General features: G+C 37.3%; 14 protein-coding genes. 4 read left to right on the top strand and 10 right to left on the bottom strand.

Going from position 1 to position 13,025, the window contains the following annotated elements; genetic code table 11:
* Window positions 1-21: 21 nt before the first annotated feature.
* Entirely contained in the window at window positions 22-780 is a 759-nt protein-coding gene (locus ML543_RS04500) for an ABC transporter permease (RefSeq protein WP_419095351.1), read from the top strand.
* A gap of 353 nt (window positions 781-1,133) precedes the next feature.
* On the opposite strand, the gene ytkD is transcribed toward ML543_RS04500, so the two are convergent.
* The 6 genes from ytkD to ML543_RS04470 all read right to left on the bottom strand — a co-directional run bounded on the left by ytkD (window position 1,134) and on the right by ML543_RS04470 (window position 5,550).
* Window positions 1,134-1,610, bottom strand: a complete 477-nt coding sequence (gene ytkD, locus ML543_RS04495) for an RNA deprotection pyrophosphohydrolase (protein WP_243385970.1) — start codon at window positions 1,608-1,610, stop codon at window positions 1,134-1,136.
* A 63-nt stretch (window positions 1,611-1,673) separates the two neighbouring features.
* A complete protein-coding gene (locus tag ML543_RS04490) occupies window positions 1,674-2,000 on the bottom strand; it encodes a hydrolase (protein WP_243385969.1) in 327 nt (108 codons plus the stop codon).
* A 285-nt stretch (window positions 2,001-2,285) separates the two neighbouring features.
* Window positions 2,286-2,729, bottom strand: a complete 444-nt coding sequence (locus ML543_RS04485) for a Dps family protein (RefSeq protein WP_243385968.1) — start codon at window positions 2,727-2,729, stop codon at window positions 2,286-2,288.
* An 83-nt stretch (window positions 2,730-2,812) separates the two neighbouring features.
* Window positions 2,813-3,769 (bottom strand): TIGR03943 family putative permease subunit, encoded by a 957-nt coding sequence (locus ML543_RS04480; protein ID WP_243385967.1) that lies wholly within the window; start codon window positions 3,767-3,769, stop codon window positions 2,813-2,815.
* A 30-nt stretch (window positions 3,770-3,799) separates the two neighbouring features.
* A complete protein-coding gene (locus ML543_RS04475) occupies window positions 3,800-4,789 on the bottom strand; it encodes a permease (RefSeq protein WP_243385966.1) in 990 nt (329 codons plus the stop codon).
* 287 nt (window positions 4,790-5,076) lie between these two features.
* Window positions 5,077-5,550: an S-ribosylhomocysteine lyase gene (locus ML543_RS04470; protein ID WP_243385965.1), complete on the bottom strand. Its 474-nt coding sequence runs from the start codon at window positions 5,548-5,550 to the stop codon at window positions 5,077-5,079.
* Between the two features lie 193 nt (window positions 5,551-5,743).
* Here ML543_RS04470 and yidD point away from each other — a divergent pair, with 193 nt between their 5' ends.
* The 3 genes from yidD (at window position 5,744) to ML543_RS04455 (ending at window position 7,775) form a co-directional block, all read left to right on the top strand.
* The gene (gene yidD / locus ML543_RS04465; protein ID WP_243385964.1) at window positions 5,744-5,974 is read left to right on the top strand and encodes a membrane protein insertion efficiency factor YidD; all 231 of its coding nucleotides are present in this window, start codon (window positions 5,744-5,746) and stop codon (window positions 5,972-5,974) included.
* A 270-nt stretch (window positions 5,975-6,244) separates the two neighbouring features.
* Entirely contained in the window at window positions 6,245-7,300 is a 1,056-nt protein-coding gene (locus ML543_RS04460; RefSeq protein ID WP_243385963.1) for a metal ABC transporter solute-binding protein, Zn/Mn family, read from the top strand.
* Window positions 7,301-7,586: 286 nt separating this feature from the next.
* A complete protein-coding gene (locus tag ML543_RS04455; protein WP_243385962.1) occupies window positions 7,587-7,775 on the top strand; it encodes a hypothetical protein in 189 nt (62 codons plus the stop codon).
* Window positions 7,776-8,559: 784 nt separating this feature from the next.
* Here the strand turns inward: ML543_RS04455 and ML543_RS04450 are convergent.
* Genes ML543_RS04450 through ML543_RS04435 form a run of 4 tightly spaced genes read right to left on the bottom strand, consistent with a single transcriptional unit; the run spans window position 8,560 to window position 12,454 of the window.
* A complete protein-coding gene (locus ML543_RS04450) occupies window positions 8,560-9,447 on the bottom strand; it encodes a metal ABC transporter permease (protein ID WP_243385961.1) in 888 nt (295 codons plus the stop codon).
* On the bottom strand, window positions 9,437-10,747 hold the full coding sequence (locus ML543_RS04445; RefSeq protein ID WP_243385960.1) for a metal ABC transporter permease: 1,311 nt from the start codon (window positions 10,745-10,747) through the stop codon (window positions 9,437-9,439). The genes ML543_RS04450 and ML543_RS04445 overlap by 11 nt, the downstream gene beginning before the upstream one ends.
* A 14-nt stretch (window positions 10,748-10,761) precedes the next feature.
* Window positions 10,762-11,514, bottom strand: coding sequence for a metal ABC transporter ATP-binding protein (locus ML543_RS04440; protein WP_243385959.1), 753 nt, complete (start codon window positions 11,512-11,514; stop codon window positions 10,762-10,764).
* 13 nt (window positions 11,515-11,527) lie between these two features.
* Window positions 11,528-12,454 carry a metal ABC transporter solute-binding protein, Zn/Mn family gene (locus tag ML543_RS04435; RefSeq protein WP_243385958.1) on the bottom strand — a complete coding sequence of 309 codons (927 nt, stop codon included), beginning with the start codon at window positions 12,452-12,454 and terminating at the stop codon, window positions 11,528-11,530.
* Window positions 12,455-13,025 lie beyond the last annotated feature (571 nt).

Below are 13,025 nucleotides of genomic sequence, written 5' to 3'. Positions count from 1 at the left end.
CATCAACAACATATCAAGCGAATGAAAAGTGAGAAGCGAATGGTCATTTTTTATCAAACCATCATCTTTCTATGTTTTTTTATCATTTGGGAGATGGCCTCATCACTAAAATGGATAGACCCGCTTTTATTTAGTTCCCCTCAAAAAATCATTCTATTATTTATTGAGAAACTACAAGACGGGTCTTTACTATCGCATATTTCCGTTACACTATTTGAAACTGTCATGGGATTTATTTTAGGAACCTTACTCGGAACGTGGTTAGCCGCATTTTTATGGTGGTTTCCTAAAATGGCAAAAATATTGGATCCCTATCTTGTTATCTTAAATGCCATGCCTAAAGTTGCTCTCGGTCCTATTTTAATTGTAGCGTTAGGCCCTGGATTTACTTCGATCATTGCAATGGGAGCTATTATTTCAGTCATTATCACTACAATTGTCGTTTATACAGCGTTTAAAGATGTTGATTCAAATTATGTTAAGGTATTACAAACATTTCAAGCGACCAAGTGGCAAGTTTTCAAAGAAGCTATTTTGCCATCTTCCTTTTCTACAATCATTTCAACATTAAAAGTAAACGTTGGCTTATCTTGGGTTGGAGTGATTGTTGGGGAATTTTTAGTTTCGAGTAAAGGGCTTGGCTATATGATAATTTACGGATTTCAAGTGTTTAATTTCACGCTTGTCTTACTAAGTTTATTAGTTATTGCAATTCTAGCAACGCTCATGTATCAGCTCGTTGACTTTCTCGAGAAGAAGCTTATCCGCAATTTAGAATAACAAGATACGATCCTTAAATGAGCGAAAAAAGCTAAATGGGGCTGTCCAATAAGTACAGCCCCTTTTTTATCGTTAATGAAATTCGGTTAAACTCATCTGTTGGAGGGCGCTTTCCACCGACACGCCCTGTCTAGTTACGGCTCTACTTTTCGAACAACCTACTCGACTCGCAAGCTTGTCTGTGGGGGTATTCGGTTCGTGCTGTTCCCCAAACTTCGTCCTCCATTCCATTTAAGGAACTTATCAAACAGCCCTTTATACTGTCTACAAAAGGTATGACAAATGAAAAACCCCCACCGTTACAGGCGGCTAACAACTTATCGCGGACTTGATTCAGAAAAAACAGAGTTACCTTATGTAAATAGCTTCTGATTACTTAAACGGTGAAGACTGTTGAACAAGACTCCATCCTTCATAATAAAACTAAATCGATTGTCCTGATCAATTTGATCAGGAAAGTCCGCTAACAATACGGGTCCGTTTGTCTCCAAATAGTGCTTTTTTTTCACCATTTCTTCTACTTGTGAGAAATAAATATTTTTTACAATCGTTTTTTCTTTTCCTAACACTTTATATTGCCCTAAATATTGAACATTTCGAACAATCCCACCCGTTTCTTCAAAAACTTCTCTTTTCGCCGCTTCCTCTGGAGTTTCTCCTTTTTCAACTTTCCCCCCAGGAAACTCTAGGCCCCGATCTTTATGACTGGTTAACAACCACTTTTTTTGATACATACATATAACCCAAACATGTTTAGGATTTTTTGAGAAAGGGTGGTCTTCAAAAGACAGCAATACTTCATTTTGATAATAATCTGTAAATCGGATCATCCAAATCCCTCAATTTCCCTTCATTTCACTCACATCTTAACATACTATTCGTGGAAATGGGTACTATTCGGGGTCTTTTATACTCTCTAAAATACCACTCGATTGAATATGTTGCCTCGCCTCTTCATTTCCTAATTCATATATCAATTCATATACCTTTTTGTTCAAAGAATCTATGGCATCGTTTTCGCGATCATAATGGTAGCCGACATACGGTACGTGCGCTCGAAAGAAGTTCTGCCATCCTGTGGAATGAATTTGATCAAAATATTCACGTAATGTTGTAATTTCTTCATCCGTAGCCTTTATCTGAAAATCCCATGGTGAGGCTGTACTTACGCGGGATATTTCTCCACTAGCAACAGATATGTAGTAAGTCTTTTTCTCCATTGTGAGTCCTCCTCATGTATTGTGTTTTTATTTTCCCAAAACCTTGGCAATTTATTCGAAACATCCTTTACCTATAAATACGAGTCTCGAAGTAACCGTCAACTTATCTTGGAAAGATTAATAATAAATGAAGAGGCACAACAGGCCCATTTTCTTTGATACGTAGGAAACTAAGCAAAGTTAGAATCGAATTCTATGAAATGAGAAATCAATGAGTTCCATTTAAAAGATTGGACTGCTAATAAATTAAAATGGGGTGACGATGTGTCACCCCAGACATTACAATTATTTTCCTAAGAAAGACTTTAACATCCAGTTATGCTTCTCCAAATTTTGATGGATCCCTAAAAGCATATCACCAGTTGCTTCGTCATTTGCCTCTCCTGCTAATTCCATACCTCTTGCTAAGTCTTCTATTAGCAATGTAAAATCATCGTGAATTTGCTTCACCATATCCTCAGCTGACTCTCCTTCTTCCGCCTCTTTAATGGAAGAGATTTCTAAGCACTCTTTCATCGTACCTACTGGCTTTCCGTTTAACGCTAGGAGGCGTTCAGCAAGATCATCAATATAAGTAGCAGCTTCGGTATATAGCTCTTCAAATTTATCATGTAGAACGAAGAATTGAGGTCCTTTTACATTCCAATGATAGTTATGAAGTTTCACATACAGCACTGTCCAATCAGCCACTTGTTTATTTACGATTTGTACAAGTTGTTCATGTTTCATTTCCAATCTCCTCCTATTATCGTTTCTATTATACGATACCCGCCAATTTTTAAACTTAAACATAAATAGGAGTAGATTGTTCCTTATTCAACGATTTGAATACTATCGATTAATTCATACACATATGGCTCTTTTGGTTGTTTCGCTCTTTCAATATCATCGATTAAAATGATCGGAATTTGAACTCCGTGATAATTTGTAGTCGATAACGTTCCCTCAACTCGTACCCATTCATCGTTTTTAAATTTGTGCGCATCCTTTACACTAGCGATCGTTCCATATACGGATGCATCAGCAGCGCAGCAAGAAATTCCAAATCGAGCAATAACAAATTGATCCGTTTCAAAATCGTCCTCACGATAAACAAACCCGAAATACTCAATTTTCTTTCCGGCAAATTCTTGACTCCATTGATCTAAAACACGGGTCACAGATATAAAATTATCGTCGTTCACCCGAATCACTTCCTGTTTTAGTATTTCTTGCTTTCGTTTTAAATCTTGCTCTTCAAAGTAGCTTTGAATCTCATCAGCCGATATAGCGGCTTCGGATTCCGTCTCAGTTTGTTGCTCTTGAGCCTCTTGCTCAAGCATTTCCAAAACAGCTTCAGGATCCTCCAAATATTGATCAGCTAAACTTTTCTCTGAATCATTATTAGCAACTGCGACATTTGCTTGTTTTTGAATCTCTTGCTTAAACCCTCTTTTCAAGGCGACGGAACTATCTAAAATCACATCTGGAAACATAAATCCCGTCACAAGTGGAAAAACAAATAAACTATAAATAAGAAGTGACTGCTTGTTAGTTTTTGGTAGTTCATGTCCTTCACAGCCACAAGAAGCTTTATGTCTTTGATCAGATCTCCCTTTCAAAATTTGAATAACTCCTAAAATAAAAAACGTAACCAAGCCAAAATAACTATACGGTAACATTTTCGGAGCAATAAACTTTGTAATATGTCCCGTCACAACGAGTTTAAACAGAAGTAACGAAAAGCCAATTAAGATGACACCTCTAATATAAGCATGAAATTGTACCATGTTATCTATCCCCTGCTATCTTGTGATATTTTAGCCAAAAATTGTTCCATAAAGCAGAACTGAACCGTATACAACAACCGTTATTACACCAATTAACGTAAATACAAACTTCTTTTTATAATAAGCAAAAAGTAAAATCGTATTTTTCAAGTCGATCATTGGTCCATATACAAGGAATGCTAACAATGAAGTGGATGAGAATACATGTGCAAAGGAAGAAGCAACAAACGCATCCGCTTCTGAGCATAGCGAGAGTATAAAGGCAAGCCCCATCATAAGTAGCGGAGCGAAAAATTCACTATTTCCTATCGATGAAAGAGTAGTTCGATCAATTGTTACTTGAAACACACTCGTAATGAATGCACCCATGATTAAATATTTTCCCATGTCAAAAAACTCATCACTCGCATGATGGAACATACTTAACCACTTATTTTGATGATGGTGATGAGAATGTTCTAGCGTTGTCGATTCTTTTAGCTGTTGTTTGTTCTCAAATAGTAGATAAATGATGAATCCGATAACCATTGATAAAACAAACGCTAATCCCATTCTAGCATATGCAATCTGTGTGTTCGTTTGAAAAGCATAATAAGTAGAAGCGAACACGACCGGATTTAAGATCGGCCCCCCTACTAAAAAGACGACACCGACATGAAGTGGTACCCCTTTTTTCATTAATCTCCTAACTATCGGTACGATTGCACACTCACAAACAGGAAAAATTGCGCCTAATAAAGCGGCAGGGAAAATAGCAATAATAGGATTATGAGGTATATATTTACGAACCATATCCTCTGTAATAAAAACTTGAATTAAAGATGAAACAAACACCCCTAATAAAATAAAAGGAATGGCTTCCAAAATAATGCTTAAAAACATGACATGAATACTTTTATACGAAGAAGGCAAAAGTGCCCCTACGTCAATAAAATCTATAAATAAAAACAGAAAAATAATAACGGTAAATAATGTAGCGGGAATGATCTTTCTCTGAAAAGATTGACCCATTGATTCCATTGTCGCTCTCCTATTCTATAACAAATCAAAATTATTACGATTTACACCCTAACTTTATCGGATAACACGCATACCGTCAAGGGACGATCTTCTCTTAAAATAGGTGATGCTCTTCCCCCTTCATGTACAAAAAAGAAGAGACTCTTTCAAGAGTCTCTAGACTTTCGCCAAAAGGTGCATTATTCAGCTACAGACGGACGCTTTCATCAATAGTTGTCGTTTTTCGTAAGCTTTTTTTGTCTAAATGCTAGAGAGCTTTTTAAAAATAACAGTCTCTCGAAAAAATATTATCCAAAAACCTTTTCCAAATCTTCTTTGCTTTGCTCAAGCCAGAATCGCATAAGTCTTTTTGCACCATCTAAATCATGCAACTTCGCTTGGCCGCACTGTGTTTCGTTTGCAGCCGGAACCTCCGTCACTTCCACAGCTTCTTTCATTGTATCTTCTAATAAGTCTATAATTTCTCGTACCGTAGGCTCCCCACTCACAACAAGATAAAACCCCGTTTGACATCCCATTGGAGAAACATCGATTATATCAAAGTGATCGTATTTTTCAACATATTTACGGATGTTAAAAGCCAGTAAATGTTCTAATGTATGAATTGCATCCGGCTTCATCGCTTGTTTATTCGGCTGACAAAAACGAATATCAAATTTGTTAACAACCCCGTCACTTCCGACTTTATGAACACCGCAGTGACGAACGTAAGGTGCTTTTACAGCGTTATGATCTAATTCAAAGCTTTCTACTGAAGGCATTTCATTCACTCCTTAATTGTACTCCATCATTCTTAATTGTTATCATACTATAAATTCCGATAAAATTCATCAATTTAATACGAATTTCATTTTTGTGACTTCACGTCCATTTCTTGCTAGAATAAAAGTGTAGGTAAAACACGATGTTTAACCGCTAACACTTTGTAAAAAATATGATTGAGGAGCGAAAAAAATGAAGCAAGTGCTCATCTTCCTTATACATTTCTACAGAAAACTCATTTCTCCCCTTAAACCACCAACATGTCGATTTTATCCAACCTGTTCACAATATGGGCTTGAAGCGATTCAGAGACATGGTGCCTTGAAAGGCGGATGGTTAACGATCAAACGAATTCTAAAATGTCACCCATTCCATCCAGGCGGTATTGACCCTGTACCTGATAAAATTCAGAAAAAAACATAATTATTTTTTCCTTGCTTATTTCCCCATTTTCTTATACGATATAAATCGTAATTATTTGGATTTACTTTTTATACATTGGCTCTTTTCTTAAAGATTATGGATTTTGGTTATACAAACGAAAGGTCCCCCCATCCATAGGGACGACAGCAGCCTTTCGTTTCAACTATTACATTGTTTCATGACCAAAATAGCAACAAAGCATTCAGAAAAAGCCTATATATTAAATCGGAACGATTTCGATATGAACATTTAAAGGAAGGAGATTTTGTTTTGTTTAAAAAAATAGCATTCATTCCAATTTCTTTTTTAATTATGTCTATGTTTTTGATTGGTTGTTCTAATACAGAAGAAAGTGTGAACTCATCAAACGAATCATCTGATACGATCAAAGTGTTTACAACCATTTTCCCTCTTGAAGATTTTACGAAGAAAATTGGTGGAGAACATGTTAGTGTCACAAGCGTCTTTCCTGCTGGAGCAGATGCCCACACTTATGAACCATCAACGAAACAAATGGTAGAGATGGCAAATGGGGACCTGTTCATCTACACTGGAATCGGGCTAGAAGGCTTTGCTGAGAAAGCACACGAAACATTGGAAAATGAAAATGTAAAAATTTTAAAAGCCGGTGAAAATCTCGATTTATTAAGTCATAACCACGAGCATGCGCATGAGGAAGAAGAACATGCAAATGAAGAAGAGCATGCGCACGAAGATGAACATGCACACGAAGATGAGCATGCACATGAAGAAGAGCAAGTAAACGAAGAAGAGAATCATCACCATGATCATGACAAAGATCCACATGTTTGGTTAGATCCAATTTTAGCTGAGCAAGTTGCAGAAAATATAAAAAACACTCTTATTGAGCTAAAGCCTGATGCACAAGAAGATTTCGAAAAGAATTTCCAAGCTCTAGTAGAACAATTTCATAGCCTTGATGCTGAGATGAATGCCATTGTCGAGAAGGCTGAACGAAAAGAAATTGTCGTTTCTCATGCAGCATACGGTTACTGGGAAGAACGATATGGCATTGAGCAAATCAGTATCTCAGGCCTATCCCCTACTGAAGAACCATCTCAAAAAGAGTTAGCACATATTATTGAGAAGGCACAGGAGTACAACATTAAATACGTCATTTTTGAAAATAATGTCTCAAGCAACGTAGCAAACATCGTACAATCTGAACTAAATGCTGAAGCTTTAACATTACACAACTTAGAAAGCATTACAGAAGAGCAAATGGAAGAAGGAAAAGACTATTTTGATATTATGAAAGAAAATATCGAAACGTTAAAGAAGGCGTTAAATGTACGAAATAGCTAGAAAAGTGCAGCCGTGCACAGCGTTGAATGAAGGAAGCCTCTTACTTACTGAGATAATCTAGATATTGAGTTATCTTCAGTTCGCTAGACGCTAGGAGTAAAAACTAATACCGCTGAAACACTCCGCAATTGAAATGATTTTTTTATAAAGATAGAGGTTGTACTTCTGAACAACCTCTTTTTATTTTGGCGTATAATAGGTCAATTATTTCATACAGATACGTTGAATAAAATAAACAAAAAAACAAATGATATCCTCTGTATTCATCTGAATTGAAGGAGGATATATGATGGAAAGCTTAGCTAGAACCTTTCAACATGAATTAAAAAAAGCTACGAAAGAGACGTATCAAACTTCCATTCAATCTTTTTTAAACCTTTGGAGTTATGAATATGATTCCTTCGAACACATCCCCAAAGAGATAGAAAAACATCTATATGCCAGTGACTATGCTCCCCTATTCCATGAAGAATAATAAGCACCTTCAAGAGAGGCTAACTGAGAAGGATGAATATTACTCCTTCTAGCCTCTTTTTTGTAACCATATTTGTTAAAACTATTATAAAAAAGCAATATACTATTTATGACTGGACATCGTAATGGAGTAAAAAAGCACAACACGTTAGTAAAGAAATTTATACATTTTACAATAAGAAACATACGTGATTTTACACTCACACCCCGGACATGAAAATTTATTCTCCCCGGGGTTTCCTTTCTACTATCTACCTATCATGATCGCTCATTCAGCTCATAGGTAATTTTTATTTTCACAGAAAAAGCGCAAAGCGCAAGTCTTTAGGCGAAGGGCGCTGGAGGACCTGCGAGGAGGCTTCCGTCGCCACAGCAGGGCCGAAGCGACCCGAGATGATGGCGCTTGGAGCTAGACAAAAAAAACTGTAAAGAGATACTTTAACACTTTATTGAACTTAAACTTTCTGTAACAATAAAGAAATTTATACATTTTACAACAAGGCTCTTTTCTAAAAAATTGTTGCTTTTAGTGTGTATTGTTGAGAATCGTTTTTCCCTTTGTAATGGAGCGGAGGGCACTTGACTCCTGCGGGATAAAGAGGAAAGGTCGAGACCCCACAGGCGCATGCCGAGGAGGCTCGACTTCCTCCCCGCGGAAAGCAAGTGTCCGTAGCGCAATGTTCAGAATTCATTTTAAAAATGACTGAAAAAGAAACAATCTAAACGAAAACAGCCTACAACAAAAAAGGTACCTAGACGATCTAGATACCTTTTAATCCTTCATTTCAATTTTGTGCGTCATATGAAATGCGTTTTTTAGCTAACCATTTTCCAAGCAATCCATGAAGTGGTGAGAAAATGAATGCTAAGGCGAATAATACTCCTGTTGCACTCGCCATCGCGCCTGATATCGAAACATTATAAAAGCTTGCAGCATAATACCCTATGAAAGCGGAGAGGATCCCAATAGTAACACTTATCCAGAGCATGTGAATGAGTCGATCTGTTAATAAATACGCTGTAGCAGCAGGTACAATGATGAGGGCCACAACAAGAATGGCTCCAACACTATCAAACGAAGCGACTGTGGTAAACGAGAGCATTGTCATTTGCAAATAATGAAAAAAGGTTACTGGAATGCCTAGCGCAACTGCCATTTCAGGGTCAAAAGCTGAAATTTTGAATTCTTTGTAAAAAAGAGCTATTAATATGACGTTAATCAAGAGTACAAATCCAAGCATCCATACCGCTTGAGGTCCAAAGTCTACACCGTTTATTTCAATCGTATCCCAAGGAATAAACGCGATTTCTCCCATTAACGCATGTTCGACATCAAGATGAACATTTCCACCGTAGAGAGATAAAATAATGACTCCGACTGCAAACAAAAAGGTGAACACAACTCCAATTGCTGCATCAGACTGAACGCCCCTATCATGGAGCATTTGCACGAATAATGTGGTGAGAAGCCCTACAATCCCCGCTCCTACTAACATATACACACCATTTAAAGAATGACTAATAAAGTATGCACCGACAATACCTAAAATGACACTATGGCTAATGGCATCTGAAAGCATTGCCATTTTCCGTAAAACGAGAAATGTTCCAATCAATCCACAGCTAGCTCCTACGAGCGATGCCGTTAGTAAAATCCATGCCTCATAGCTCATTCATAAACACCTTCTTCTCTTTCCACTTCGAAGCTTGCGGAACTAGTAACGGCATACGACCATGCATTTTCATTAGCTCATATAATCGATGTTGTTCCATCTCGTTTAGTAATGTAAATTGAAACTCTTTATTGTTTAATGAGCTCTGGAACTCGAATTCATGCATTAAATATGTTTCATAAAGACGTTGTTCTACCGTTAGTTCATAAGCTACTTCTAACCCTTTATCAGTTAAAGATACCTGATTTTTTTCAACTTGGATAAACCCTTTGTTTTCCAGCTCTTTCATCACATATGAGTGAAGATTTGCTTGGATTTTTCGTCTCGTAAATACCTCATTAATATCCAGAGATTGTTGACCAAAACTTCGTTGTTCACTTAAGTCATAAAGAGACAACAGAAATTGCTGCACAGCCGTTTTTTTCCTCATTTTCATATGCTTAATAAAAGCTGCTAGCAATCCTTTTTTTGGAGCAAACACAAGCGATATCAAAAAGATGATGGTTGCAGCAACAATAATCAACGGTCCAGTTGGAAGACCCCTCATTGTTGTACTAATCAATGTACCGACACCACCTGATATAGCACCAATCGCACCTGAAATGATAATCATCAGGCTTAGTCGATCGGTCCAATATCTAGCAGCTATAGCTGGTGTAATAAGCATGGCCGCCATCAATACAACCCCAACCGCTTGTAACCCTATTACAACTGCTAACACAATCATTAATATTAATAAGCTATCTAACCATTTCACCGGAATGCCTAAACCTTTTGCGAATGCCGGATCAAACGTAATCACTTTAAATTCCTTAAAGAACAACGCCGTAATAAAAAGAAGGACAATTGAGATAGACGAGATTAGTATGACATCTGCTCGTACTAAAGAGGCCGCTTGGCCGAATATAAAATCATCTAACCCACTCTTATTACCTGTACTTTCATTTTGAATATATGTTAAAAGCACAATTCCAAATCCGAAAAACACAGATAAAACGATCCCGATTGCTGAATCCTCTTTTACACGTGACATTTTCACGATAACATGAATGAGCCACGTTGAAATAAAGCCAGCAACGGCGGCACCAACAATAAACCAAAGCAACGATTTACTACCATATATTAAAAAGGCGATGCATACGCCTGGTAAAGCTGCATGAGCCATCGCATCGCCTATTAAACTTTGTTTCCGTAATAGAGAAAAACTTCCGAGCACACCACTAGCGATTCCTAACAAAACAGTTCCAAAAAGCACCCATTGTGTGTTAGGATCTTGCAACTGCATGAGTAGATCCTTCATGAATAAATCAACTCCTACTTTTCCTTTACAAGGGTTGGACGGTCCTCAAGGTAGGCTAATTTCCCACCGTACGTTTTCTGCAAGTTTTCTAAATTAAACACTTGCTCTGTTTCACCGAAAGCAACGACGCGCATATTTAAAAGCAATACCCAATCAAAATACTCTTCAACGGTCTGCAAATCATGGTGTACAACGAGCACCGTTTTTCCCTTTGCCTTTAACTCATTTAATAAAACAATAATGGCTTTTTCAGTTGCGGCATCGACGCCAACAAACGGTTCATCCATAAAATATAGATCCGCATCCTGTGCAAGTGCTCTTGCTAAGAATACGCGCTGTTGTTGTCCCCCAGATAACTGGCTTATTTGACGATCTGCATACTCCAGCATCCCTACTTTATCTAAACATGCTTTTGCTATTTCGATATCTTCTTTCTTCGGTCTTTTCATCCATCCAATATGACCGTAACGTCCCATTGTCACGACATCGAGTGCATTTGTAGGAAAGTCCCAGTCCACTGTACCACGTTGAGGAACATAACCGATTCGTTTCAATTGCTTTTTATACGTGCTCCCAAAAAACGAGATATTTCCAGATGCTTTCGGCACTAAACCTAACAATGTTTTAATGAGCGTGGACTTCCCCGCTCCATTTGGACCGACAATTCCAATGAGTTTTCCTTCTGGAACCTCAAAGCTCACTTCTTGAAGAACTGGCTTTTTATGATAGGCAACCGTTATATTTTCTACAGTGAGTGGATGTGCCATAAAATTAAACCTCCTATTTTAAAGCCGAGACAATCGTTTCAATATTGTGCTTATACATTCCAATGTACGTACCTTCCTCTGTTCCTTCTTCTCCCATCGCGTCAGAGAATAATTCTCCTCCAATTTTCACTTCATGCTCACGTTCTTTTGCACCTTCTACAACAGCATTAATCGACTTTTCAGAAATACTACTTTCAATAAATACCGCTTTAATATCTCGTTCAACTAGCACATCAATTAAATTTTGAACATCGCGCAAGCCATACTCAGAATCTGTACTTAAACCTTGTAACCCCATTACTTCAAAACCAAATGAACGTCCAAAATAGGCAAAAGCATCATGAGCTGTTACTAAAACACGGCTGTTTTCGTTAATTTGCTCTATTTTTTGTACCGATTCATTATATAAATCATCTAATTGCTTCTTGTAGCTTTCTGCGTTTTTCATGAATTCATCCTTATGTTCTGGTGACAATTGAGATAATTCTTCCGTTACTGTATCTACAGCAATTTTCCATAGATCCACATCAAACCAAACGTGTGGATCGTGCATGTTTGGATTTTCAGGGTCTGCGATTAATTGATCTTCACTTATATCACGTGTAATGGCAACCGTTGGGCGGTCTTCAGCCATCTTTTCTAATACTTCTCCCATTTTACCTTCAAGATGAAGTCCATTGTAAAAAATAATATCAGCATCCTGCAATTTTTTAATATCTCCTTGGGAAGCTTTGTATAAATGAGGATCGATTCCAGGTCCCATTAAAGATTCTGTTTCAACAAGGTCCATACCAACATTTTCAGCGATATCTGCAATTTGTGCAATCGTTGTAGTCACTTTAATCTTGCCATCATCTGCATTATTAGCTGAATCCCCACTACATGCTGATAATGCAATTAACATTAAACAAGATATTGTCGTTAAAATCCATTTTTTCATTTAAGTATCCTCCCTTTCCTAAAACCACATTTTTTGCATAAAGGAAAAAATGATGGTAAAAAAAACTAATCAATCCAATTATTTATCTTGGGACAAAAAGTTTCCCTCGCACAACAAATATAACCTCAAACAAACTTTCATGTCAACAGTAATGTTTCGACATTCCGAATTATCTTATGCACCTAGGAATTAGGCGGTTCCAGCAAAGCCTTCATGTAAATAAGGCAGAACTAAGAAAAGCGCAAGTCCTTAGGCGAAGGACGCTGGAGGACCTGCGATGAGGCTTCCGTCGCCACAGTAGGGCCGAAGCGACCCGAGATGATGGCACTTTGAGCTAGACACAAAAAACTGTAAAGAGAATACTTTAACACTTTATTGAATTTAAACTTTCTGTAACAACAAAAAAAGACTAGTGCTATTTACACTAGTCTATACCGGAAGGGGAAGCGTCTTTTACCCCTTACTTGCCTTTCAGTTATTAGCATAATCGATGGTTCTTTTTGATACAAATCAACAAAATCGAATTTTACAACGTTGTAAATCACTAAAAACAATAGTTTTACTTAAGATA

This window comes from Bacillus kexueae (assembly GCF_022809095.1).
In the GTDB taxonomy this organism is placed as follows: Bacteria; Bacillota; Bacilli; order Bacillales; family Aeribacillaceae; genus Bacillus_BZ; species Bacillus_BZ kexueae.
Note: the sequence above shows the minus strand (reverse complement) of the source record. Positions and strands in the feature narration are given on the sequence as shown.